Below are 23155 nucleotides of genomic sequence, written 5' to 3' on the forward strand. Positions count from 1 at the left end.
CCCGACAACCCCATAAAACGCATTCGGCCCCCGGCCGGGACGGCAATCCCGGGCGAGGGCCTGACCACAGCGGAAGAAAGCACCTTCCCCATGGCTGACCAGCAGCTTAGCGCGCCCTCGCGCGTCCCGTCGGGCATCCGGCACGTCAATCACGACCACCGCCGCGGCTACGTCAAGATCGGCAACCATCTCGCCCAGCACCGTCGGCTGAGCCTGGCGGCGATCGGCCTGGCCACGCACATCCAGTCGCTCCCGACCGGCTCCAAGGTGACCATCAAGGACCTCGCCGAACGCTTCCCGGAGGGCGAGGTCCGCATCGCCACCGCCCTGCGCGAGCTGGAGCGGTACGGCTACCTGGCCCGCCTCCAGGAGCGGCTGCCGACGGGGCGGGTCGTGACCTGCACGATCTCGTACAACAACCCGCCCGCGATGGCCGAGGCGAGCCGCGAGCAGCGGCTGCCGCCTCGGCGGCCCGAGCCGATGCCCACCCCTCGGCCGGACCCCGACCCGGAGCCTGAACCCCGGCCCGGCCCGCACCGCGAACCTGAACCCGCGCCCGCGCCCGCGCCCGCGCCCGAAACCGTCACCCCCGAGGCCGAGTCGGAGGCACGGGAACTGCTGGCCCGGCTGCGGCTGCGCGACCCGCGGCTGACGCTGTCCGAGCGGGACGCCGTACGACTGGCGCCCGCCGCGGCGGAATGGCTGGAGCGCGGGGTGACCCCGAGCGCCGTCACGGCGGCCCTCTCCCGCTCGCTTCCGGCAGTGCCGATCCACTCTCCCGCCGCGCTGCTCGCCCACCGCCTGCGGGAACAACTGCCGCCCCGCCTGCCGGATCCCCGGGCGCCCCACCCGGCCGGCCCGGACCTCACCGTCCACCCCCTCCGCACGTGCGACGGCTGCGAGCTCGCCTTCCGCTCCCCCGCCCCCGGCCGCTGCCGCAGCTGCACGCCACCGCCGACGGCCGGGACGGCGACCCCCGCCGCCTGAACCGTGCGCTCCGGTGCCCACGCGCTACAGCGACTCACCCGCAGCCACGTCCGTAAACGATGCTGTGCGGCCGACCGCGTCGCCCGAGCGGGAGCGGGCGACGATCGCCGCCAGGTCCCGCCGCCCGCCGGGCGAGGTCCCTGCCGGCGCGCCGCGATGAGACCGACTGGTCCCGTGAGTGCTTTGCCGTCGACGGCGCCTGGTGGGGCACAGTGCAGGTCGGCGATCCGTCCGGTGTCCAGCGCCCCCGGTTTCACCGGCACCGCGGGGATAGGTCAAGGATCAGCAGGTACGGGCCACCTCGTCCCACTGGGCTTGGACACTGATCACGAAGGCGCGCCCGCCTGTCTGCACCCCCATCGGTCACACCCAGACCGGCCGCGCATCCCCGTAGCCTGCAACCAACCTGACCGCAGGCAGGAGCGGCACTCCCACCACTGGAAGTCGTCGCTGGCTCCTCCGGATCGCGAGCCCGACGCAAGAAGCCGTTCCGGTACTCCGGGTTGGGTTTACCCATGACGGATTTCCCACGTTGGACGGCGGGGGAAAGCGGCCGAAGAGGAGTGCGACCCCCAGGTCTTGGCAGCGGTGAACTCGCTTGGGGGATCCGTTGAGCCCAGTAGGCGGCCAGCTTTCAACTCCCCCTTGAGCATGAAGTCTTGAGACACCCCAAGTCCGTTTTCCTGCAACGTGCATTGATACAATCGTCCACTCCTGCCTGATACCCAGACACCGAGACATCCGAGCAGTGGACAAGTGAGGAACTATGGTGCAACTCGCCTCAGACGCCACTGAATTAGCGCCCATCGCCTGGCTCGATTCCCAGCAGGTGCGAGCACGAGCCGAGGCCCCGCGCCCCGCACCGCAAGCCGGGAAGGAATCCCCCGCCGTCTTCGACCGCGAGAAGGTGAGGGCCGCGGCCTCCTCCCCCATCTGGAAGCCTTCGCGGACAAGGTTCCACAAGCGCTGTACACGGTCGCGCTGGCCTTGATTTTCGGCGAGTGTCTCGCTTACACCCATACCAACCTGATGGTGCATCAAGGAATCGGGCACGAACAACTGACCCCCTGAACCCGGATGTCCCGACGGGAAAACTACCGCTCTCGGACGACCACGAGAGGAAGGTTGCGAATGAGCGGACTCGGCGGCCTGATACTTGGATTCTTCTTCCTGTTCGTCTCCTGCGGAATCCTTTGGGTGACTCAGTGGATGGCCCGAAGAGTGTTCAACCAGTTTTGCCTCAAGAGGCACGGCGTACGCACCGAGGGGAGATGTCTGGGGTATGTGAGCATGCGCGACGGAAGTCGCGTCGTCGTGACGTACCAAGGACCTTCGGGCGGGAATCACAAGGTGACCCTGGACTCATGGGAGGGAATGCTGCCGCCGATCGGAGGCCCGGTACCCCTCACCTGTCTACCCACACGCCCCCACGTAGCCGAGAAATGGCCGATTCAGTTCTTCGTGCTGCGCGCCGCAGTCGCATTCGTCTTCGTTCCGATCCTCGGCTGGTTCGGGCTCGGATTCGCGGCCGCTGGCGCACTTCTTATATTCACCACGTTCTTCTGATGCCCGATGTCGAGCGCCGGATTGCTGTGCCGTCCTGGGCCTCGGCCTCGGGGCAGGCAATGAAATCAGGCCTCCCCCACTCCGCGCGCGCCCTCGCCGCGATCCGGACGGTCCTGAGGCAGGGACACCGCACGGTGGAGATTGGTCCGGTCGGCCGTTCTCCGGCTTCGTGAATGACGTGACGTCATGCCCGATGCGCGGGAGGGGAACCCGGAAAGCAGAACAGGTGCAGCGCTCGTGATCACGTGAATGGGGGGCCCATGAGAACCGAGCAAGACCGTCGAACGCATCCACCGACTCACCAGCGAGGGCGCCTTCGACACCACCTGCGCCGACCTCGCCACGTGAATGAGACGTAGCCGGGACACCGAGAACCCCTCGCACCACACCTCCCCTGCGCAGCGCCGCCATCAGCGACTTCCGCAAGGACGGACACGTCAACATCTCGCCGCGACCCTCCGCCCCACGGCCGCGACCGCCTCCGACCCGTACGAAACCTCGACCTCACGCTACAAACCCAGACAAATCCTGTTCGCACCATGCCCTACTTGCGACGCGGGCTCCGACGCCACGATCCGACCCCCGGTTGCGTGACATGCGTCACGACCGGAGCCTCGGCACCAGAGGACTTCCCGGGCGTGCCAGCTCATCGACATTTCGACATTTGTCCGTTTTGGATTCGACATTCCCCTCTCCTGCGGGAACGGAATGCTCGCTACCGCATGACCTGCGCCCTACTTCCCTGGTCACGGCCGCTCCTGAAGACACATCACATGGTTGCGACAGTGACCAGATCGTGACCATGCACGATCAACGGCCTGTTTCAAGCGGCGTGCCGAATCCCCCGCGTGAACGCGAAACGGAAACTTGCCAGGCCAATGGCGGGCTTCTAAGAATGTCGACCATTCCGGCGTCCCGCAGTTCCGGCGCCGGAAGCTTCGCGATCACCGAATGAGGTCACGCATGCAGAAGCATCGGAAGAAGAAGCAGTACCGGAAAATAGTCATCGGCGTCAGCGCCCTCGGAATCGTGGGTGTCCCCACGGCCGCTCTCGCCTGCTTCAACGGCGGCGACGACGCCGGCCGGACGCGCACCGCGAGCCACCAGGCGCAGCGCCCGTGGCAGTCCGAGCCCTCCGCCGCCCCGGACCTCATGGTCCCGGTCGGCGTTCCGACGGCGCCGAGCAGCCCCACAGCCCCCGCGCAGCCGGTCGAGGAGACCTCCCGGCCCGCGCAGCCCTCCCCGCCTTCCCGGCCTTCGCAGACGCAGCCGCCGAAGGCCGCGCCGCAGCCGGCGAAGCCGCCGGTCACCAAGAAGCCGCAGGCGCCCCAGCCGCCGAAGACCTCGCCCGCGCCGACCGCCTCCGGCTCGGTCGCCGCGGTCCTCGCCCTGGTCAACCAGGAGCGCGCCGCCGCCGGGTGCCCGGCGGTCACCCTGAACGCCCAGCTCACGAAGGCCGCGCAGGACCACAGCGCGGACATGGCCGCCCACAGCAACATGTCCCACACCGGCTCCGACGGGTCGAACCCCGGCACGCGCATCACCCGCGCCGGCTACAACTGGAGCACGTACGGCGAGAACGTCGCCTACGGTTACAGCACGCCCGAGAAGGTCATGGAGGGCTGGATGAACAGCCAGGGCCACCGGGAGAACATCCTGAACTGCTCCTTCAAGGAGATCGGCATCGGCCTGGCCCAGCCCGGCAACTACTGGACGCAGGACTTCGGCACGGCCCGCTGACGCCCGCGCCACCGCGCGACGGCCCACCGCGCGACGGCCCACCCCGCGACGGCCCACCCCGCGACGGCGGGCCGTCGGACCCGCGTGGGTCCGACGGCCCGCCGTCGCGGATCCGGGGCTCCGGTGCCGTGCGGCAGAAGGCCGTTCAGCCTCCGTAGAAGAGTTCCTCGACCACCGCGCGGGCCCGGCGCGTGGTGCGCCGGTAGTCGTCCAACAGTTCGCCGACCGTGCCCTCGGCGTAGCCGAGGTAGCGGCCCACCGCCGCCAGTTCACGGGCTTCGGACGGGAAGGTGTCCCCGGCGCGGCCCCGCACCAGCATCACGGCGTTGCGGACCCGGGTCGCCAGGACCCAGGCCTCGTCCAGGATCTGTGCCTCGTCGGTCGGGATCAGCCCCGCCGCGTGGGCGGCCGCGAGGGCCTCGCGGGTGCGGGTGGTCCGCAGGCCCGGTTCGGCCCAGGCGTTCCGCATCTGGATCAGCTGGACGGTCCACTCGACGTCGCTCAGACCGCCGCGGCCCAGCTTGGTGTGCAGGGTCGGGTCGGCGCCGCGCGGCAACCGCTCCGACTCCATCCGGGCCTTGAGGCGGCGGATCTCCCTGACGGCGTCGTCGCCGAGGCCCTCCGCCGGATAGCGCAGCGGGTCGATCAGCTCGATGAAGCGGCGCCCGAGCTCCTCCTCGCCGGCGACCGGCTGGGCCCGCAGCAGCGCCTGGCTCTCCCAGGTCAGCGACCAGCGCCGGTAGTAGGCGGCGTAGGAGGCCAGCGTGCGCACCAGCGGGCCGGAGCGGCCCTCGGGACGCAGGTCGGCGTCGATGAGCAGCGGCGGGTCCGCAGTGGGCAGCTGGAGCAGTCGGCGCATCTCGGCGATGACGGTCTGGGCGGCCTTGGCGGCCTCCTGCTCGTCGACGCCCTCGCGGGGTTCGTGGACGAAGAGGACGTCGGCGTCGGATCCGTAGCCGAGTTCGTGGCCGCCGAATCGGCCGACGCCGATGACGGCGAACCGCGTGGGCAGGGTGTCGCCGAAGTGCGACTGGACGGCGGCGCGCAGGGCGCCCGCGATCGTCGCGGCGGTGAGGTCGGAGACCGCCCCGCCGACCCGGTCGACCAGAGCGCCGTGGTCCTCCTCGGCCGGGCTGTCCTCCGTACCGTAGGAGCCGATGATGTCGGCCGCGGCGGTACGGAAGAGCTCGCGGCGGCGCACTCCGCGGGCGGCGGCGACGGCGGTCTCCGGATTCTCGGCGCGGCCCACGGCGGCGAGGACCTCCTGGCGCAGGGCCTCGTGGGTGCGGGGCTGGAGCCCTTCGGGGTCACCGAGCAGGGCCACCGCCTCGGGGGCGCGCATCAGCAGGTCGGGGGCGAGGCGTCCGGCGGACAGCACCCGGGCGAGGTTCTCGGCGGCGGCCCCCTCGTCGCGCAGCAGACGCAGGTACCAGGGCGTCTTGCCCAGGGCGTCGGAGACCTTGCGGAAGTTGAGCAGGCCGGCGTCCGGGTCGGCGGAGTCGGCGAACCAGCCGAGCATCACCGGGAGCAGGGTGCGCTGGATGGCGGCCTTGCGGGTGACGCCGGAGGCGAGGGCCTCCAGGTGGCGCAGGGCCGAGGCCGGGTCGGCGTAGCCGAGGGCTTCGAGACGCTGGCCGGCGGCGCGCGGAGAGAGCCGGGTCTCGCCGGGGGCGAGCTGGGCGACGGCGTCGAGCAGCGGACGGTAGAAGAGCTTCTCGTGCAGGCGCCGGACCACGGAGGCGTGCCGGCGCCAGGCCTTGTTGAGCTCGGCGACGGGTTCGGTGCGCAGGCCCATCGAGCGGCCCAGGCGCCGGAGGTCGTTCTCGTCCTCCGGCACCAGGTGGGTACGGCGCAGCCGGTAGAGCTGGATGCGGTGTTCCATGGCGCGCAGGAAGCGGTACGCGTCGTGCAGCTGGGCGGCGTCGGCACGGCCGACGTATCCGCCGGCGGCGAGGGCGTGCAGGGCGTCGAGGGTGGTGCCGGAGTGCAGGGTGGCGTCGCTTCGGCCGTGGACGAGCTGGAGCAGCTGGACGGCGAACTCGACGTCGCGCAGGCCGCCGGGGCCGAGTTTGAGTTCGCGGTCGACGTGTGCGGCGGGAATGTTGTCGACGACGCGGCGGCGCATCTTCTGGACGTCGGGGACGAAGTTCTCGCGTTCGGCCGCCTGCCAGACCAGCGGGCTTATGGCCTCGATGTACTCGGAGCCCAGATCCTCGTCTCCGGCGACGGCGCGGGCCTTGAGGAGGGCCTGGAACTCCCAGGTCTTGGCCCAGCGCTGGTAGTAGGCCAGGTGTGAGGCGAGGGTGCGGACGAGGGGTCCGTTGCGGCCCTCGGGACGGAGGTTGGCGTCGACGGGCCAGATGGTGCCCTCGACGGTGGTCTCGGAGCAGATCCGCATCAGGTGCGAGGCGAGGCGGGTGGCGGCCTGGAGGGCCTTGGCCTCGTCGGCGCCGTCCCCGGCGGCCCCGCCCTGGGCAGGCGCTGCTGTCGTGTCACCGACGAAGATCACGTCGACGTCGGAGACGTAGTTGAGCTCGTTGCCGCCGCACTTGCCCATCGCGATGACGGCGAGACGGCAGAGCGCCGCGTCCTCGGGGGCGGCGGCGCAGGCGATCCGCAGGGCGGCGCGGAGGGTGGCGGTGGCGAGGTCGGCGAGTTCGGCGGCGGTCTGGGCGACGTCGATGGTGCCGCAGACGTCGCGGGCCGCGATCGAGAGCAGGCAGCGCCGGTAGGAGACGCGCAGGGCGACGGGGTCGTGGGCGTCGGCGAGGCCCCGCTCGAACTCGGGAAGGCCGGGGTGCAGGTCGGCGGCCTCGTACGTGACGAGGTCGAGCCAGTCGCGGGGGTGGCGGGCCAGGTGGTCGCCGAGGGCCTCGGAGGCTCCGAGTACGCCCAGGAGGCGGTCGCGGAGGGGTTTGGCGCTGACGAGGGTGTCGAGGAGTACGGGGAGCTCGCCGTCGGGCTGCGCCTCGGCGAGTCGGACCAGCCCGCGCAGGGCCAGGTCGGGGTCGGCGGTCGCCCCGAGGGCGTCGAGGAGGACGGGATCGGCGCGTACGGCGGCGAGCGCCTCGGAGTCGAGCAGCCGGGCGGCTGCGGAGGGGTCGGTGAACCCGCTGCGCAGCAGCCGGATGAAGGTGCTGCTCCTGCGTCCCGGGACCGTCATCCCGCCGCCTCCCGCGGTTGTCGCTGCCACTGCCCTGGCGGGCCTGGGTCGAGCCTAGGGCCTGTCCGGCGGATCATGGCCGTGGCCGCCGAGGTTCACCGTGTCACACCGCCCGGTACGGCCCTTCGCCGCGTCATCGGACCACGCGAGTACGTCCGGTAGGAGCCGGGGCGCCCGCCGCTTGGCGATGCAACCGCCCGGATGCCGCGCCCCGGCAGAACGCTGCGGCTACGGCGCCGACAGCCGGAGCAGACGTTCGATTCATCGGGACGTACCATGACGAGGATTATCGGATTATCCGAGTATTTATGACGTCATGGGGCCCGCTCCCCGCCGAACGGCCACGAGGAGCCCCATGTCCGACGGACCCCCCCGCCCCGGTCCCACCGCGGGTGACTGGGGCCCGTCGGCGCCGGGCCCCGACCCGGCGTACCGGTACGGGGAGTACGGGCCGTACGGGGAGTACGAGCCATACGAGGAGTACGGGCAGCACGCGCAGAGCCAGGAGTCCGAGTCTCACCAATACCAGCAGACCCACCTGCCGTACCAGCACCAACACCCGGATTCCCTGGGGGAGTTTGGTTACGCCGCGCACGGCGGGTGGAGCCCCGAGTGGAGCTCGGGCTGGCCCGAGCAGGGGCAACAGGCGCAACAGACAGCGGAGTTCCAGCAGCCGTGCCCACCACAGGAAGCACAGCACGTCTTCCCGCCGCTCCAGGACGGGCAGATCCACACACCTCAGGTCCCCCAACAACACCAGCAGGCATACGAGTTCCCCCACGTCCCCGGGCCCCCGCAGACGTATGAGCCCGACCACACCCGCCCGCCCGAGCAGGCACCGGTCCCCGAGCCCCGCAGCCTGCACGACGCAGCCGAGGACACCCACGGCGGGTCCGCGCGGCCGACGGAGGAGAGCGCGGACCCCGCTTCCGCGCGGCAGCCCCGGCGCGGGCGCAGGGCCGCGCGCCGGGCAGAAACGACGTCGGGCCGGAAAGCCTCCCGGCGGGCCCGCGCAGCCGCGACCGCGCCGCAGGCGCAAGCTCAAGCTCAAGCTCAAGCTCAAGCTCAGCAAGAAGCCGGGGCCCGGACCGAAGCGGGAGCCGCCGCGCGGGGCACGGCGGGGCAGGCCCCGGCCCGCGGACGCAGGGCGGCGCGGCGCGGAACCGGGGCCGGGGCCGGGGCCGGGGCGCCGCAGCGGCTGCGGTGGGCCGGGCTCGTCAAGGTCGTCGCCCTCGGCGCGGCCATCGCCGCCACCGGCATGCTCGTGCTCCGCGGCAACGCGGCCCTCGCAGGCCTCGACCGCTCCCCCGCCCCGCCCGGCACCGTCGCCACCGGCGCCGTCCCCGACCCGGGCCGGGTGGTCCAGATCGTCGCGCACCCCGACGACGACCTGTACTTCATGAATCCGGACCTGCGTTACTCCATAGCCGCCGGCCACCCCGTGACCTCGGTGTACCTGACCGCGGGCGAGGCCGACGGGGTCAACGCCGCCCCCGCCCAAGCGGCTACCGCCCGCCCCGACAAGCCCGCCTACGCCGAGGCACGCCAGAACGGCATCCGGGCCGCCTACGCCCGGATGGCCACCGGCGACCGCACCAGCGCCTGGAAGCGCACCGTCGTCCCGACGAAGGGCGGCGGCCACGCCGAAGTCGACGTCCTCGTCGCCAAACCCCAGGTCAACCTGGTCTGGCTGCAGATGCGCGAGGCCGGGCACGGCTACGCCGACATGCCTGACAGCCTGCACGGCCTGTGGGACGGCAAGGTCACCCGGCTGGAGTCGATGCTCTCCTCCGGCACCCCGGTCAAGCAGCGGTTCGCGTACTCCAAGGACCAGGTCGTCCAGACCCTCGTGGGCATCCTGGAGCAGTACCGGCCGACCGCCGTCCGCTTCCAGGACCCGACCCCCGGCCGGTATCCCGACACCAAGCGGTACACCGACCACCAGGACCACTTCTACGGCGCCCGCTTCGTCCAGATGGCCACGGCCGCCTACGCGCAGGACGTCAAGGACCGGCCGCACTTCGCGGTGCAGAACTACGTCGGCTACTTCAACGGCTTCCTCCCCAGCGCACTGGGCCCGCAGGAGGCCCGGGAGAAGCTGGACATCCTCGACACCTACGCCTGGCTGGACCGGCAGAACCACTGCGGCAGCGAAGCCGGTTGCGGCGACCTCAAGGTCTCCGAGCATCCGGCGGGCAACCGCTGGACGGACACCGTCAACTACGCCCGTGGCACCGGAACCGACTGGCTGACCTCTGACCGGGACCACGGCCTGTGGGCCTTCAAGGTGCTCGACGGCCAGGTCGCCGTCTGGCATCGGCCCGGCCCGGTCGGCCCCTGGCGCGGCCCGGACCTGCTGCCCGGCACCGGAATGGACCCGGGCACCGGCGCCGTGACGCTGAAGGACGGCCGGATCGCCGTCTTCGGCACCCGCACCTCCTTCGGGGCCCGGCCCGCCGACTACCGGCGCGAGGTCGTCTACACGGTGCAGACGGCGCCCGGGGCGGACGGGTTCGGGGAATGGCAGTCGCTCGGCACTCCCGAGACCGCGGACCAGACCTGGACCTCCGACATCAGCGCACCGGCCGTTTCGGTCGACGGCACCGGGCAGCCGGCGGCGTACGTCCGCGACGGCGCGCACAGCCTGCGCGGCCGGGTCCAGCAGGCGGACGGCAGTTGGGGCCCCTGGGAGAAGTACGGCGGCGCGGACCTGCACGGCGCCCCGGTGACCGCGACCGACGGTGCGGGGCGGCGCATGGTCCTCGCGGCCACCTCGAAGACGGTCGTCGGCTGGGCGCAGCCGAAGCCGGGCGCCCCGCTGGGCCCGGTCACGGCCACCGGGCTGCCGGACACCGCCCTCCCGCTGACCGCGGAGGGCCGCGAGGGCGGGGTGCGGCTGTGGTTCCGCAAACCCGGTTCGGGCAACGTCCGTACGGCCCTGATGACGGCCGACGACGGCCTGAAGGTCAACAACATGACCGACCTCGGCGGGCTGAACGGCTTCGGCTCGGTGACGGCGAGCGGGCACGTGCTGGCGGGCCGCGCGGCGGGCGGGCAGCTGGGTGCGGAGGTCGGTCCGGGACGGCCGTGGGGGCGCTCGCCGCTGATGTTCCTCGGCGCGCCCTCCTCCACGATGACCGGGAGCAACATGGTCAGCCTGGCGGTGGTGGGGCTCGACGCGCGGCTGTACGTGACCTCGTCGACGGACGCCCCGCACGCGTACCTTGCGCCGTGGCAGCCGGTGGGCCCGCGCAACGCCGCCCCCTAGCCCGCGCCGTGACCGCCGGGGCCTGCCGGGTCGCGGCGTCCGGTGCGGTGGGGCACACGGCGGAAACGCCGGGGCTCGTAGAACTCGTACCGGACGGCATCGGAGCCGGACGGCACCCGCCGTCGCGGCGGTACGTCGTCCCGGGTCTTCTCCGCAGGGCAGGAGTCATCGGCCTGTCCGGTGAACCAAGTTCGCCGATTCGGCCTCTCTCTGACTGCTCGGCGTTTTGTCCTGCCCGGAACGAACCCAAGGCGTACCCAGATGCCCGTGACCCGTCGCCGCTTCGCGGTCCTGCTCACCGTGCTGACCGCCGGCGCCACCGGCCTCCTCTCCGTGGCCTCCGGACAGCAGACCTCCGCCGGAGCCGACCAGGGGAGGAACCCGGCCGCCGTCCTGCCCGCGAGCGTCACCTCCGGGTCGGTGATCCAGGTCGTCGCGCACCCCGACGACGACCTGTTCTTCATGAACCCCGACCTCAGCCGCTCCCTGAGGGCCGGCACCCAGGTCACCACCGCCTACCTCACGTCGGGCGAGTCCGACGGCCGCAACGAGGCGCACGGCCACGCGGCCGACGATCCCGAACAGCCCGCCGACCGCGCCCACTACGCAGAGGCCCGGCAGAACGGCATCCGCTCCGCCTACGCCGAGATGGCCACCGGCGACCGCACCAGCGCGTGGCGGCGCACGGTCGTGCCCACCGCGGGCGGCGGCAGCGCCGAGATCGACGTGCTCATCGCGAAGCCGCAGGTCAACCTGGTGTGGCTGATGCTGCGCGAGGCCCGCAGCACCGGCCAGGACACCCCCGACAGCCTGCGCGGCCTGTGGAACGGCCGGATAGCCGCGCTGGACTCCCAGCTGACCTCCGGGACCCCGGTCAAGCAGGGCTTCTCGTACACCAAGGACCAGCTGATACAGGCGATAGCCGGGGTCCTGGAGCGTTACCGGCCCACGACGATACGGATGCAGGACCCCACGCCCGGCCGGTACCGGGAGAGCGGCCGCCTGACCGACCACCAGGATCACATGTACGGCGCCCGCTTCGTGCAGGCCGCCACCGCCGGCTACGCCGAACAGGTCCACCGACGGCCACAGTTCTCGGTGCAGAGCTACCTCGGCTACCACAACGGCACCCTCCCGCACTCGCTGGACCCGCAGACGGCCGAGACCAAAACCGACTACCTGCGGACCTACGCCTGGCAGGACCACCAGGACTACTGCGCAAGCCCCTCCGGCTGCGGCGACCGCAAGGTCGCCGGGAACCCGACCGGGCGCAACTGGGCCCAGTCGCTGCGCTACACCCGCGCCGACAACTCCTCCTGGCTGACGGAGGGGACGCCCGGCAGCCTCTGGGCCTTCACCGTGCTGGACGGCCGCATGGCCTACTGGCGGCGCGATGCCGCCGGGGTCTGGGAGAGGCCGGTCTTCCTCGCGGGCACCGGCATCGATGCGGGGGCGACCGCCGCCCGGCTGCCCGACGGTCGCGTCGCCGTCCTCGCCACCCGCACCGTCCTCGGCCCCGCCCCCTCGGACTACCGGCGCGAGGTCGTCTACGCCGTCCAGACCGCACCCGACGGGGCGTTCGGCGCGTGGCAGTCACTGGGCACTCCCGAGAAGGGCGACGCCGACGGCACCTCGGCGATCAGCGCCCCCGCGGCCGCAGTAGACGCCCGCGGCCTGCTCACGGTCTACCTCCGTGACTCCCGGCGCACCCTGCGCGCCGCCGTCCAGCATCCCGGCGGCGGCTTCTCCGCCTGGCAGCGGCTCGGCGGCGAGGACCTGCAGAGCGACCCGGCCACGGCGGTCGACGCCGCCGGGCGGCGGCACGTGTACGCGGCGACCACAACCTCGGTGCTGGCCTGGACGCAGGCGGACCCGGACGGCCCGCTCCGCGGCCCCTCGCCGACGGGTCTGCCGGCCACGACGGTCCCGCTGACGGCCGCCCCGGACGGCGCGGGCGTCCGCCTGTACTTCCGGCGCCCCGACTCGGGGGTGGTGCGGACCGCCGTGGTCACGGCGGGTCCCGCGCCCCGACCGCACGTCTCCAGCGTCACCGAGGCGGGCGGCCGGGCCGGCTACGGCGCGATCGGCGCCGCGGGCCGTCACGTGGCGGGCCGCGCGCACAGCGGCACGGTCAGCACCTCCGGCCTCGGCGGCCCCCCGGCCTGGGCGGAGTCCCGCATGCTCTTCGCCGGCGCCCCGGCGGCCGTCCGGGAACAGGGCGGCACGACGACCACGACGGTCCTCGGCCTGGACGCCGAACTCCACACCTTCGCCACCCCCTCCACCCCCACCCGGCCCGCCTGGCACCGCGCGGTCCGCTGACCGGCGGCGCCGTCGGAAGGCGCCCGTCGGAAGGCGCCCGTCAGGAGGCGGCCGTCAGGAGGGCGTGGATCCGTTCGGGTGTCCAGGCACCGGCGGCACCGGGGCAGCCGGAGAGGTACTCGGCGGTGTCCTGTCGCGTCCAGGGGCCGGAGTCCAGGAGGCCTGTTGCCAGGTGGCGCAGGTATGCGGCGGAGGGGGTGCGCAGTTCGACGTCGCGGAGGGTCCACGGCGCGGTGAAGGTCACCACGGGGATCCCGTCGATCGTGCCCGGACAGACGAGGGTCTCGTACCGGCCGGGGCCGAGCACGTGCCGGCCATCCCGCAGGACGGTCGTGAGGTCGAGGTCCGCGCCCGGCTCCCGGGCCATCTCCTGCGCGGCGATGTCGGACAGCTGGCCGGCGGTCACGAGGTGTGCCCGCCCGCGGAGCCGGCCGGGGGCGGTGGGGTCGTAGTAGCCCCGGCCGCCGGTCCACACCAGGGACTCGGTGGCGAAGTACAGGCGCCCTTCGAGCTCGACCGGAACGGAGCGTTCGGGAGCCCGGCGGTCACGGCAGCCCGGGTGTGCGTGCGTCGCCCCCGGCGGGACGCCGCCGGCGATGTAGGCGGCGAGGCGGTCCGTGTGCATGTTGGAGCCGTAGGAGGCGTACCAGACGCGCTCGGGGGCGGGGATCGTCCGGATCAGCGGACGAACGGCGTGTACGGCCATGCACGGGTCCTCGGGGCTGCGCGGTGCGGTTTCCACCCGTGCGCCTGCACGCGCCGGGCGGACTTCATGCGGCCCGGCGGGCAAAGTTCTGCCCAAAACCGGTGGCCCCACGCTCCCCGGTCCGCGAACGCCGCGGGGACGGCCGACCTCGCCGTCGGTTCGTCCCCGCGGCGCGGGCCGCCGGATCAGGCACCCAGGTGGTGACCCTTGGCCCACTCGACCTCGCCGTCCTTGAGGCAGGTGGAGGTGTAGACCGGGCCCGTGAACGCCGGGCGGCTGGCGGGCACCGCGGCGAGCGAGGAGCAGTTCGACGAGTAGCCCGCGCGACCGCCGGAGAAGTAGTCGATGTCGACCCCGTCGTTGGCCAGGGCGGCACCGGCCCCGCCCAGCAGGATGCCGGCGGCCAGGACAGACGCGGTGACAGCAGAACGAATACGCATGACTCCCCTAAGGATCTGTGGATCGACGACGCGCGCTCGATGTGCGCGTCGGCCGGTCCAACGCCCGGAGGCACCGCCGGGAACGGCAGTTCACTCCAATGCCAGCGGCTGTATCGTTTCGACATTCCACGCCCCCCATGCGCGCCCCCCGAATGAACCCCGCGTGCGGCCGGCCCGGGCGTCGTCAGTCCCGGGGGTGGAGCGCCACCGGCAACCGGTCGAGCACGATGCCGAACTCAGCGCGGTAGGCGGCCAGCACCTCCCCCTCCGTCGCCAGTTCCACCTCGGTGCGGTCACCGTCCGCGGAGGTGCTGATGAGGGTCCGGTCCCGCAGGGTGATCCGGCCGCCGTCCTCGGTGAGCCGGGAACAGACCGGTCCCCGGGTGAAACCGGACTCCGGGCTGGTGGCGTGCCACCAGGCACCGGTCCGGAAGTCCGCGAGCGCCCGGGGCCGCGCCTCCAGCCGGTACGCCGGCACACCGTCGCGCAGCACGTCGAGATCCCCCACAGCGGCGTCCCCGGCCGCGGCCCTGACGAGGAACACCCCGCCCGGGTCCTGCTGCTCGCCCCGCTCCTCCAGGTCGAGCGGGTACGCACTGTGCTCGCCGAAGCCCACGTCCGCGAGCCATCGCCCGTCGACGCGCAGCGCGAGGTGGTCGTAGGGGACCCCCAGCACGCCGTCCTTGCCGTAGACCCGGGCCTGGAGGAGCTCCACCCGGTGGCCGAGGGCGCTCAGCAACTCGGCGAACGCGCCGTTCAGTTCGTAGCAGATGCCACCGCGTCCGGCGGTCACGATCTTGTCGTGGAGAGCGTCGGGGGTGAGCACGATCTCCTCGCCGAGGTGGATCGCGAGGTTCTCGAACGGCACAGTCCGCAGATGCCGCAGGTGCAGCTCGCGCAGCGAGCCGCTGCGGACCCCTTCTGGGCGCGCCACCCCCAGGCGGCGCAGGTAGGCATCCGTACGGGCGTCGGTTCGTGCATCGGTACGGGCGTCGTCGAGAGCTTCCACGCCCCCACCCTGCCCAGCGCCGCCCAGCGCCGCCATGCGCCATTGGACCTAGGTCCCGGACGGCTCCGGGCCGGTGGCTCGCCGCCACCGGCCCGGACCGCTGCTTCTCCTCCTGCGGTTACAGCACCGGGAGGTTCTTGCGGAGTTCGAAGGCGGAGACCTCCGAGCGGTACTCCTCCCACTCCTGCTTCTTGTTGCGCAGGAAGAAATCGAAGACGTGTTCGCCGAGGGTTTCGGCCACCAGCTCGCTGCGCTCCATCAGGGAGATGGCCTCGCCGAGGTTCTGCGGGAGGGGTTCGATGCCCATCGCGCGGCGCTCGGCGTCGGAGAGGGCCCAGACGTCGTCATCGGCGCCCGCCGGGAGCTCGTAGCCCTCCTCGATGCCCTTGAGGCCGGCCGCCAGGAGGACGGCGTACGTGAGGTACGGGTTGGCGCCCGAGTCGATCGAGCGGACCTCGATGCGCGAGGAGCCCATCTTGCCCGGCTTGTACATCGGGACGCGGATCAGGGCGGAGCGGTTGTTGTGGCCCCAGCAGATGTACGAGGGGGCCTCGCCGCCCGCGCCGGCGCTGCGCGAGGAGCCGCCCCAGATGCGCTTGTAGGAGTTGACCCACTGGTTGGTGACCGCGGCCGTCTCGGCGGCGTGCCGCAGCAGGCCCGCGATGAAGGAACGGCCGACCTTGGAGAGCTGGTATTCGGCGCCCGACTCGTAGAAGGCGTTGCGGTCGCCCTCGAAGAGCGAGAGGTGGGTGTGCATGCCCGAGCCCGGGTACTCCGAGAACGGCTTCGGCATGAAGGTGGCCTGCACGCCCTGTTCGAGGGCCACCTGCTTCATGACCAGGCGGAACGTCATGATGTTGTCCGCCGTGGAGAGCGCGTCGGCGTAGCGCAGGTCGATCTCCTGCTGGCCCGGGGCGCCCTCGTGGTGGCTGAACTCGACCGAGATGCCCATCGATTCGAGCATGGTGATGGCCTGGCGGCGGAAGTCCATGCCCACGTTCTGCGGGGTGTGGTCGAAGTAGCCGGAGTTGTCGGCCGGGACCGGGCGGGTGCCGTCCAGCGGCTTGTCCTTCAGCAGGAAGAACTCGATCTCCGGGTGGGTGTAGAAGGTGAAGCCCAGGTCGGAGGTCTTGGCGAGGATGCGCTTGAGGACGTAGCGCGGGTCCGCGAAGGACGGGGAGCCGTCCGGCATGAGGATGTCGCAGAACATCCGGGCGGTCCCGGGGGCCTCGGCGCGCCACGGCAGTATCTGGAACGTGCCCGGGTCCGGCTTGGCGATCATGTCGGACTCGTAGACCCGTGCGAAGCCCTCGATGGCGGAGCCGTCGAAGCCGATGCCCTCGTCGAAGGCCTGCTCCAGCTCCGCGGGGGCGACCGCGACGGACTTGAGGAAGCCCAGTACGTCGGTGAACCACAGGCGCACGAAGCGGATGTCGCGCTCCTCAAGCGTCCGGAGGACGAATTCCTGCTGCTTGTCCATGCCTTCATCCTCGCAGTTCAGACGGCCTGTGCACCACCGCCTCGAAGGTCGCGGCGCACCCGGGCCGGCCCAGTATCGCCAGTGGTGGTTTCCGCCACATTACGCACCCGCGAAAGCTCGCGGCACCCCCGCACTGACCTCGGCACAGCCCTGAGCATTACCATCTGCGCCCATGGGGGGCCGGGAGCACACGCAGCAGGGACGTCGTGGACGTTCCGCGCTCCGGCGCGCTGTCCTGCTGACGGTCCTCGGCGCGCTGGTCGGCGCGTGGCTCCTCTGCGCCCGCTCGGGCGAGTCGCCCACCGCCTCCGAGGTGCGGGCGCACGGTACGGAGCACGCCGTCTGCGTGTCCCCGTACGAGCTGCCCGGCTGTTCCTCCCGCGCCCACGTGCCCCCTGCCGTGCTGCCCGTGCCGCCGCCCGCCGTGGCCGTGACGGGCGGCGGCACGCCGCCGCCCTCGTACGCGACGGCGGCGGGGCCGGTCCGGCCGCCCGAGACGCTGGCACGCGCCCCCGACCTGCATGTTCTCCAGGTGCTGCGGACCTGACGGGTCCGGTTTTGCGTTCCGTCCACCCCCCTCTTCACACGAAGGAACCAGGGCACATGGCCAGCACGTCCGGCAGGACCCCCCACCCCCAGCACACCGACCCGAACTCCCGCCAGGCGCGGATAGCCGAGATGCGCCGCATCGAGAAGGCGCGCGAGCGGCGCAACAAGGCGATCGCGATCACCGTCTCGTCGGCGGTCGTCGTCGGCCTCGTCGGTTTCGGCACCTGGGTGCTGATCGAGCAGAAGCAGGAGGAGAAGCGCGAGGCGGCCGCCGCGGAGAAGCTCCGCAGGGAGGCGGAGGAGATCCGCAGGAAGCCGGTCGAGGGCGAGCAGCTCTGGGACGTGAAGAAGCTCGGCCGCAACCACGTCGAGACGCCGGTGAAGTACGAGATGAACCCGCCGGTCGGCGGTGACCACCACCCTCGCTGGATGAACTGCAACGGCGACGTCTACAAGAACCCGGTGCCCGAGGTGAACGCCGTCCACTCGCTGGAGCACGGCGCGGTCTGGGTGACCTACAACGACAAGGCCGCCCCGGCCGATGTGGACAAGCTCGCCGCGACCGTGAGCAAGACCCCGTACACGCTGATGAGCCCGGTCGGGGCGCAGACCGGCACGATCATGCTCAGCGCGTGGGGCAAGCAGCTGACCGTCGAGAGCGCGGACGATCCGCGGGTGGCGCAGTTCTTCACCAAGTACGTGCAGGGTGAGCAGACGCCGGAGCCCGGCGCGGCCTGCACGAGCGGGGTGGCCGGCTCGTGAGCCGCCCGATCCCCCGTACCTACTGGGCCGCTGGCACGGCCGTCCTGCTGGCGCTGCTGTTCGCGGCGGCGGCCACGGTCGCCGCCGCGAGCGGCGGCGGGACCGGGTCCGCTTCGGGTGCTCCGGCGGCCCGCACGGAGCCCGGTACGCCGGGGCTGCGCTCCGCCGACGCCGGCTTCGCCCGGGACATGGCGGTCCATCACCAGCAGGCGGTGGAAATGTCCTTCCTCGTGCGGGACCGCACGCAGGACGAGGCGGTGCGCACCCTCGCCTACGACATCGCCAACACCCAGGCGAACCAGCGCGGGATGCTGCTCGGCTGGCTGGACCTGTGGGGGCTGCCGAAGGTGGTGGCCGGCGAGCCGCCGATGGCGTGGATGGGCAGCTCGGCGGGCCACGGCGGACACGCCGGGCACGGGTCCGCCAAGCCCGGTGCGTTGATGCCCGGCATGGCCACCAGGGAGGAGCTGGAGCAGCTCGGCGCCGCCTCGGGGCGGGACGCGGAGGTGCTCTTCCTCCAGCTGATGACCGACCACCACAAGGGCGGTGTGACGATGGCCGAGGGGTGTGCGCAGCAGTGCGTGACGCCCGTCGAGCGGCAGCTGGCGCAGGGCATGGTCGACGCGCAGCGCTCGGAGCTCACCCTGATGGCGGACATGCTCAAGCAGCGCGGAGCCACACCGCGCGGGTGACGGGACACGCTCGTACGGTGGGGGGAGGCGCCCTCTCACCCGTACGGGCGTGTGTTCCGCCGTTCGGGGGTCGTCGGATGGGCCGAACGGCCGCATCCCGATGGGGACGCCGCGCCGGGTGCGTCCGTACCCGGCCGTGAACGGCGTGCTCAGGAGGTTCAGCAATGACCACCGCCGCAGACATCATGCACCCCGGGGCCCGGTGGATCCCGGCGCACGAGACCCTTGACCGTGCCGCCGAGCTGATGGCCCGGCTCAATGTGGGTGCGCTGCCCATCAGCGACACCGAAGAGCGTTTGTGCGGGATCGTCACCGACCGCGACATCGTCGTGAACTGTGTGGCCAAGGGCCTGGACCCGTCCAAGATGACGTGCGGGGACGTGGCCCAGGGCACCCCGCGCTGGATCGACGCCGGTGCGGACGTGTCCGCCGTGCTGGACGAGATGGAAAGCCACCAGATCAAGCGGCTGCCCGTGATCAGGGACAAGAAGCTGGTCGGCATGATCAGTGAGGCCGATCTGGCCCAGCACCTGTCCGAGGACCAGCTGGCGGGCTTCGTCGAGAAGGTCTACGCCCGGTAGTGACGGGGCGACCGGCCCGTCAGAATCCGTCGCGCCGGCCACGCCCACTCGTCTCCACGACCGTCCGGGCCACCTGGTCCGGACGGTCGAGCATGACCAGGTGTCCGGCGGGCTCGGCGACCTCGAAGCGGGCACCGAGCCGGTCGGCGAGGTCGGCCTGGCGGCCCATCCAGCGCAGCGCACCGCGGCCGGACGTCCCGTCGTGAGCGGCCAGGACGGTGGTGGGGGCGGTCAGCCGCCGGGTCCGGCGCAGCGCCGCCAGTTCGGCGGCCATGTCCAGGTAGCGGGAGTTCTCCAGGAGGGCGCCGCGCCAGACGCGGCCGGTGCGGTAGCAGCGGCGTACGAGGTCCGGCGCGGCCGGGTCGCCGCCGCCCGTCCGGGAGGCCCCTACGGTGACGCGCCGGGCCGCCGGGCCCAGCGCGGCCGGCAGTCCGGCGGCGGTCACGGCCCGGCCGAGGAGGCGGGCGGCGGCGGTGCGCAGCGCGGCGGGCAGGACCGTACGGGCGTCCTCCTCGGTGCTGGCGTCGACGAGGACCAGGGCGGCGGTGCGCTCCGGGTACAGCCGGGCGAAGGCCTCGGCGTGGAAGGCGGCGATCGAGTGCCCGACGACGGTGACCGGGGCGGCGGTGGGGCCGCCGCGGCCCAGGGCGTCGAGGAGGCCCGCGATCCGGCGGGCCTCCCCGGCGGTGGTCGGCGGTGCGGTCGCGGGGGCACTCAGGCCGTGTCCGGGACGGTCGAAGCGGACGACGGTGCGGCCGTGGGCGACGAGCAGCGCGGCGACGGCATCCCAGTCGAACCAGGCCATGGCGAGTCCGGCGCTGAGCACGCACACCGGTCCCCGGCCTTCGACGACGACGTGCAGCGCGGTCCCGTCGACGTTCAGGAAGAGGCCCGTGCCCGGGCTGCGGGTCTCTCCGGGCGACGGCCCCTGGGGGACGGTCATGTGCGGTGCTCCTTGTGGACGGAGTGGGCGAGCAGGCCCAGCCAGATCGCCACGAGCAGGACCTGGAGCCGCTGGCCGGCGCCGAGCGCCCAGGTGCCGCGTCCGGCCGTGAACATCGCGATGGCGGACAGGGTCCAGGTCGTGGCGAGCAGCTCCATGGCGACCAGCGCGGGGCCGTAGCGGGCGAGCGGGGCGAACCAGCCGTAGCGGCGGGCGGCGACGGTCAGGGCCACGAGTCCCACGAGGGCCCCGGTCATGGCGAGGGTACTGCTGACGGCGTGGGCCTGGTGGGTGGCGGGGACGAGTCCGGCGGTCTCCCGGGCGGCGCATTCGGGGTCCGCGGTGGGCGTGCAGCTCAGCGGCAGCCAGGCGTCGGCCGCGGTGGCCGCTCCGAAGAGGGTGACGCCGGCCCAGCCGGCCACCGCCCAGGGGCGGCGGGACTCGGCGTGCTTCAGCAGCCGTACCAGCGCGAGCAGGCCACCGGCGAAGGCGAGCGTCCCGGCGATGAAGTCGGTGGCCCGGAAGAGGCCGCCGAGCGGCTGGTCCTGGGCGGCGAGCTCGCTGACGTACGTCTCGATGGGGTTCAGGCCCGTCGAGAGGACGACTTCGAGGACCCATGCGGTGTAGGCCGCCCCGGCGAGGCCGATCAGGAGGGCGACCGGCCAGGCGGTGCGCGAAGAGGGCTGATGTGTGGACATAGTGTGACTGATCCTCATCAAGCTCGGGGTCGCTCCTCCGCCGATCGGATACCCACCCCGGGTAGGGTTCCGGCCATGACGCGCAGTGCTCGGCGAGCCGCCCCGGGGTCCCGGCTCCTGCTGCTGGCCGCGCTGCTGCTGGGCGCCGTCGCCCTGCTCTTCCCGGGCCGTCCTGCTGAGCCCCGCACCATGGAGGACGTGTCCCCGGCCCGGTGCGTTGCCTCGGCGGGGGCCTCCGGCGCCACGACGCGCGGTGGCGCTCACCACATCCCTGCCGCGCCACCGCAGGCGCGCGGCGCGGCCCAGGAGGCGGCCGCGGAGCCGGCGCGGGCCTCCCGGCGGGCGGTGTCGGCCGGGACCGGAACCGGCCACCCCGGGCCCGCGGTCCGCCGCGCCGTTCCCGCCGAGGCCGCCCGCTGCCTCCTCGCCCGGCCGGCGGTACGCCGGATATAGGCCCGGCCCGGCCCGGCCCCCGGCGCTCGACCCCGGCGCCCGGTCCCCGGCGCCGCAGCCGTACCGCCGGGCCCGCGGTCCTCCGTGCCGTGCCGCCGGACCGTGCCCGTGAACCCGTCACCCCACACCCCGAGGTGCCCCCTTGCGCTGTCTCCCCACCCGTCGCTCCGTACTCGGCGCCGCCGCGGCCGCGGCAGGCTCCGGGCTGCTCGCCGCCTGCTCCACGGCTCCGGGCTCCGCCGGACCCCAGGGCTCTGCCGCGGAATCCCGTGCGGGCCACGGTTCCGTGCACCACGGCGGCCCGCGGGCCGACGGGCCCGAGGGGTACGTCGACCCGTCCGGGCCCGAGGTCCGGGCCGCCGAGGCCGCCCGCGACGCCACCGGCCCGCTCACCGAGGTCAAGGTGACCGCCACCGCCACCACGCTGGACCTCGGGGGCGGGCGCACGGTGCGCTCCTGGGCGTACGGCGACCGGCTGCCGGGCCAGGAGGTCCGCGCCACCGCGGGCGGCACCCTGGCCCTCACCCTGGCCAACAACCTCCCCGAGGCCACCTCCGTGCACTGGCACGGCCTCGCGCTGCGCAACGACATGGACGGGGTCCCGGGGCTGACCCAGCGGGACATCGCCCCGGGCGGGTCGTTCGCCTACGAGTTCGCCGTCATGCACCCGGGGACCTACTGGTTCCATCCGCACACCGGTGTCCAGCAGGACCGCGGCCTGTACGCGCCGCTCATCGTCGAGGACCCGAAGGAGCCGCTCTCCTACGACAAGGAGTGGGTGGTGGTCCTCGACGACTGGATCGACGGGGTGGACGGGGCCACCCCGGACGCCGTCCTCGCCGAGCTCCGCAAGGGCATGGGCGTGCAGTCCACGGGCGGCGCCCACGGGCACGCCCACGTCCGCACGGGCGGCGAGAGCGATGTCCTCGGCAAGGACGCGGGCGACGTCGTCTACCCGCACTACCTGGTCAACGGCCGGGTGCCGGAGGACCCGTCCGTGTTCACCGCCCGCCCCGGGGACCGGATCCGGCTGCGCATCGTGAACGCCGGCGGGGACACGGCCTTCCGGATCGCCCTCGGCGGGCACGAGCTGACGGTCACCCACACCGACGGCTTCCCGGTCGAGCACACCACGGCGCGTTCGCTGCTGCTGGGCATGGGCGAGCGCTACGACGTCCTGGTCACCGCCGGGGACGGGGTGTTCCCGCTCACCGCGCTCGCGGAGGGCAAGGACGGGTCGGCGCTGGCGGTCCTGCGCACCGGGACGGGAACCGCCCCCACGGCGGCGACCCGGCCCGCCGAGCTGGAGTCGCGGCCGCTGATGGCGGACGCGCTGCGCGCCGCCGGTCCGGCCGTGCTGGCGGCCCGGGAGCCGGACCGTACGGTGCAGATCCGGCTGACCGGTTCCATGACCCGCTACGACTGGGCCTTCGACGGCACCCCGTACACGCCGGACCAGCGGCATCCGGTCACGGCGGGCGAGCGGGTCCGACTGGAGTTCCGCAACGCCACCCCGATGTGGCATCCGGTGCACCTGCACGGGCACAGCTTCGCGCTGGGCTCGGAGCCGGGCGGGGCGCGCAAGGACACCGCGATCGTCCTGCCGGGCGGGCGTCTGACGGCGGACTTCGACGCCGACAACCCGGGGCTGTGGATGACGCACTGCCACAACGTCTACCACTCGGAGTCCGGGATGATGACGGTGATCGGCTACCGGCTGTAGGTCCGGGACCTCTCGCGGGAGGGGCGGGCGGGAATTCGCAAGGACGTTCGCCACCGGCATGGCACCCTTGCTC

18 protein-coding genes are annotated in these 23155 nt (G+C 72.8%); 11 read left to right on the top strand and 7 right to left on the bottom strand.

The genetic code is table 11. The features are described from left to right. The first annotated feature begins 90 nt into the window (after nucleotides 1-90). The 3 genes from R4Z63_RS09040 to R4Z63_RS09050 all read left to right on the top strand — a co-directional run bounded on the left by R4Z63_RS09040 (nucleotide 91) and on the right by R4Z63_RS09050 (nucleotide 4293). The gene (locus R4Z63_RS09040) at nucleotides 91-987 is read left to right on the top strand and encodes a helix-turn-helix domain-containing protein (RefSeq protein ID WP_384455822.1); all 897 of its coding nucleotides are present in this window, start codon (nucleotides 91-93) and stop codon (nucleotides 985-987) included. A 1131-nt stretch (nucleotides 988-2118) separates the two neighbouring features. Beyond that, nucleotides 2119-2553 (top strand): hypothetical protein, encoded by a 435-nt coding sequence (locus R4Z63_RS09045; RefSeq protein ID WP_037927219.1) that lies wholly within the window; start codon nucleotides 2119-2121, stop codon nucleotides 2551-2553. Nucleotides 2554-3516: 963 nt separating this feature from the next. After that, nucleotides 3517-4293, top strand: coding sequence for a CAP domain-containing protein (locus tag R4Z63_RS09050; RefSeq protein ID WP_384455819.1), 777 nt, complete (start codon nucleotides 3517-3519; stop codon nucleotides 4291-4293). A 145-nt stretch (nucleotides 4294-4438) separates the two neighbouring features. Here R4Z63_RS09050 and R4Z63_RS09055 read toward each other — a convergent pair whose 3' ends face one another. After that, a complete protein-coding gene (locus tag R4Z63_RS09055) occupies nucleotides 4439-7456 on the bottom strand; it encodes a bifunctional [glutamine synthetase] adenylyltransferase/[glutamine synthetase]-adenylyl-L-tyrosine phosphorylase (RefSeq protein WP_384454929.1) in 3018 nt (1005 codons plus the stop codon). Nucleotides 7457-7811: 355 nt separating this feature from the next. Here R4Z63_RS09055 and R4Z63_RS09060 point away from each other — a divergent pair, with 355 nt between their 5' ends. Further along, the gene (locus R4Z63_RS09060; protein WP_384454932.1) at nucleotides 7812-10724 is read left to right on the top strand and encodes a PIG-L family deacetylase; all 2913 of its coding nucleotides are present in this window, start codon (nucleotides 7812-7814) and stop codon (nucleotides 10722-10724) included. 261 nt (nucleotides 10725-10985) lie between these two features. Beyond that, nucleotides 10986-13046, top strand: coding sequence for a PIG-L family deacetylase (locus R4Z63_RS09065; protein ID WP_384454935.1), 2061 nt, complete (start codon nucleotides 10986-10988; stop codon nucleotides 13044-13046). A gap of 40 nt (nucleotides 13047-13086) precedes the next feature. On the opposite strand, the gene R4Z63_RS09070 is transcribed toward R4Z63_RS09065, so the two are convergent. From R4Z63_RS09070 to R4Z63_RS09085, 4 genes are all read right to left on the bottom strand, one after another. Beyond that, complete coding sequence (locus tag R4Z63_RS09070) at nucleotides 13087-13752, bottom strand: histone deacetylase (RefSeq protein WP_384454938.1); 666 nt, start codon at nucleotides 13750-13752, stop codon at nucleotides 13087-13089. Nucleotides 13753-13937: 185 nt separating this feature from the next. Then, nucleotides 13938-14192 carry a hypothetical protein gene (locus R4Z63_RS09075; RefSeq protein WP_037927230.1) on the bottom strand — a complete coding sequence of 85 codons (255 nt, stop codon included), beginning with the start codon at nucleotides 14190-14192 and terminating at the stop codon, nucleotides 13938-13940. Nucleotides 14193-14376: 184 nt separating this feature from the next. Further along, nucleotides 14377-15201, bottom strand: coding sequence for an arylamine N-acetyltransferase family protein (locus R4Z63_RS09080; RefSeq protein ID WP_384454941.1), 825 nt, complete (start codon nucleotides 15199-15201; stop codon nucleotides 14377-14379). A 118-nt stretch (nucleotides 15202-15319) separates the two neighbouring features. Beyond that, nucleotides 15320-16681, bottom strand: coding sequence for a glutamine synthetase family protein (locus tag R4Z63_RS09085; RefSeq protein ID WP_037927233.1), 1362 nt, complete (start codon nucleotides 16679-16681; stop codon nucleotides 15320-15322). Between the two features lie 172 nt (nucleotides 16682-16853). On the opposite strand from R4Z63_RS09085, the gene R4Z63_RS09090 reads away from it, so the two are divergent. The 4 genes from R4Z63_RS09090 (at nucleotide 16854) to R4Z63_RS09105 (ending at nucleotide 19265) form a co-directional block, all read left to right on the top strand. Then, nucleotides 16854-17228 (top strand): hypothetical protein, encoded by a 375-nt coding sequence (locus R4Z63_RS09090; RefSeq protein ID WP_384454944.1) that lies wholly within the window; start codon nucleotides 16854-16856, stop codon nucleotides 17226-17228. Between the two features lie 131 nt (nucleotides 17229-17359). Further along, nucleotides 17360-17992, top strand: coding sequence for a thioredoxin-like domain-containing protein (locus R4Z63_RS09095; protein WP_106967678.1), 633 nt, complete (start codon nucleotides 17360-17362; stop codon nucleotides 17990-17992). After that, on the top strand, nucleotides 17989-18684 hold the full coding sequence (locus R4Z63_RS09100) for a DUF305 domain-containing protein (RefSeq protein ID WP_384454947.1): 696 nt from the start codon (nucleotides 17989-17991) through the stop codon (nucleotides 18682-18684). The genes R4Z63_RS09095 and R4Z63_RS09100 overlap by 4 nt, the downstream gene beginning before the upstream one ends. Nucleotides 18685-18848: 164 nt before the next feature. Continuing rightward, entirely contained in the window at nucleotides 18849-19265 is a 417-nt protein-coding gene (locus tag R4Z63_RS09105; protein ID WP_037927243.1) for a CBS domain-containing protein, read from the top strand. A 19-nt stretch (nucleotides 19266-19284) separates the two neighbouring features. On the opposite strand, the gene R4Z63_RS09110 is transcribed toward R4Z63_RS09105, so the two are convergent. Then, the gene (locus R4Z63_RS09110; protein WP_384454952.1) at nucleotides 19285-20208 is read right to left on the bottom strand and encodes an alpha/beta fold hydrolase; all 924 of its coding nucleotides are present in this window, start codon (nucleotides 20206-20208) and stop codon (nucleotides 19285-19287) included. Further along, nucleotides 20205-20906, bottom strand: coding sequence for a DUF998 domain-containing protein (locus R4Z63_RS09115; RefSeq protein ID WP_384454955.1), 702 nt, complete (start codon nucleotides 20904-20906; stop codon nucleotides 20205-20207). Before R4Z63_RS09115 ends, R4Z63_RS09110 begins: the two co-directional genes overlap by 4 nt. 75 nt (nucleotides 20907-20981) lie before the next feature. Between R4Z63_RS09115 and R4Z63_RS09120 the strand changes: the two genes are divergently transcribed. After that, a complete protein-coding gene (locus tag R4Z63_RS09120) occupies nucleotides 20982-21359 on the top strand; it encodes a hypothetical protein (protein WP_384454959.1) in 378 nt (125 codons plus the stop codon). A 142-nt stretch (nucleotides 21360-21501) separates the two neighbouring features. Next, on the top strand, nucleotides 21502-23082 hold the full coding sequence (locus R4Z63_RS09125; RefSeq protein WP_384454962.1) for a multicopper oxidase family protein: 1581 nt from the start codon (nucleotides 21502-21504) through the stop codon (nucleotides 23080-23082). Nucleotides 23083-23155 lie beyond the last annotated feature (73 nt).

It is taken from the genome of Streptomyces sp. PL-29 (assembly GCF_058344425.1).

Excerpts from the sequence above, each read along its gene's own strand:
- R4Z63_RS09040 (WP_384455822.1), top strand. The coding sequence starts at position 91 with ATGGCTGACCAGCAGCTTAGCGCGCCCTCGCGCGTCCCGTCGGGCATC.
- R4Z63_RS09045 (WP_037927219.1), top strand. The coding sequence starts at position 2,119 with ATGAGCGGACTCGGCGGCCTGATACTTGGATTCTTCTTCCTGTTCGTC.
- R4Z63_RS09050 (WP_384455819.1), top strand. The coding sequence starts at position 3,517 with ATGCAGAAGCATCGGAAGAAGAAGCAGTACCGGAAAATAGTCATCGGC.
- R4Z63_RS09055 (WP_384454929.1), bottom strand. The coding sequence starts at position 7,456 with ATGACGGTCCCGGGACGCAGGAGCAGCACCTTCATCCGGCTGCTGCGC.
- R4Z63_RS09060 (WP_384454932.1), top strand. The coding sequence starts at position 7,812 with ATGTCCGACGGACCCCCCCGCCCCGGTCCCACCGCGGGTGACTGGGGC.
- R4Z63_RS09065 (WP_384454935.1), top strand. The coding sequence starts at position 10,986 with ATGCCCGTGACCCGTCGCCGCTTCGCGGTCCTGCTCACCGTGCTGACC.
- R4Z63_RS09070 (WP_384454938.1), bottom strand. The coding sequence starts at position 13,752 with ATGGCCGTACACGCCGTTCGTCCGCTGATCCGGACGATCCCCGCCCCC.
- R4Z63_RS09075 (WP_037927230.1), bottom strand. The coding sequence starts at position 14,192 with ATGCGTATTCGTTCTGCTGTCACCGCGTCTGTCCTGGCCGCCGGCATC.
- R4Z63_RS09085 (WP_037927233.1), bottom strand. The coding sequence starts at position 16,681 with ATGGACAAGCAGCAGGAATTCGTCCTCCGGACGCTTGAGGAGCGCGAC.
- R4Z63_RS09090 (WP_384454944.1), top strand. The coding sequence starts at position 16,854 with ATGGGGGGCCGGGAGCACACGCAGCAGGGACGTCGTGGACGTTCCGCG.
- R4Z63_RS09095 (WP_106967678.1), top strand. The coding sequence starts at position 17,360 with ATGCGCCGCATCGAGAAGGCGCGCGAGCGGCGCAACAAGGCGATCGCG.
- R4Z63_RS09105 (WP_037927243.1), top strand. The coding sequence starts at position 18,849 with ATGACCACCGCCGCAGACATCATGCACCCCGGGGCCCGGTGGATCCCG.
- R4Z63_RS09110 (WP_384454952.1), bottom strand. The coding sequence starts at position 20,208 with ATGACCGTCCCCCAGGGGCCGTCGCCCGGAGAGACCCGCAGCCCGGGC.
- R4Z63_RS09115 (WP_384454955.1), bottom strand. The coding sequence starts at position 20,906 with ATGTCCACACATCAGCCCTCTTCGCGCACCGCCTGGCCGGTCGCCCTC.
- R4Z63_RS09120 (WP_384454959.1), top strand. The coding sequence starts at position 20,982 with ATGACGCGCAGTGCTCGGCGAGCCGCCCCGGGGTCCCGGCTCCTGCTG.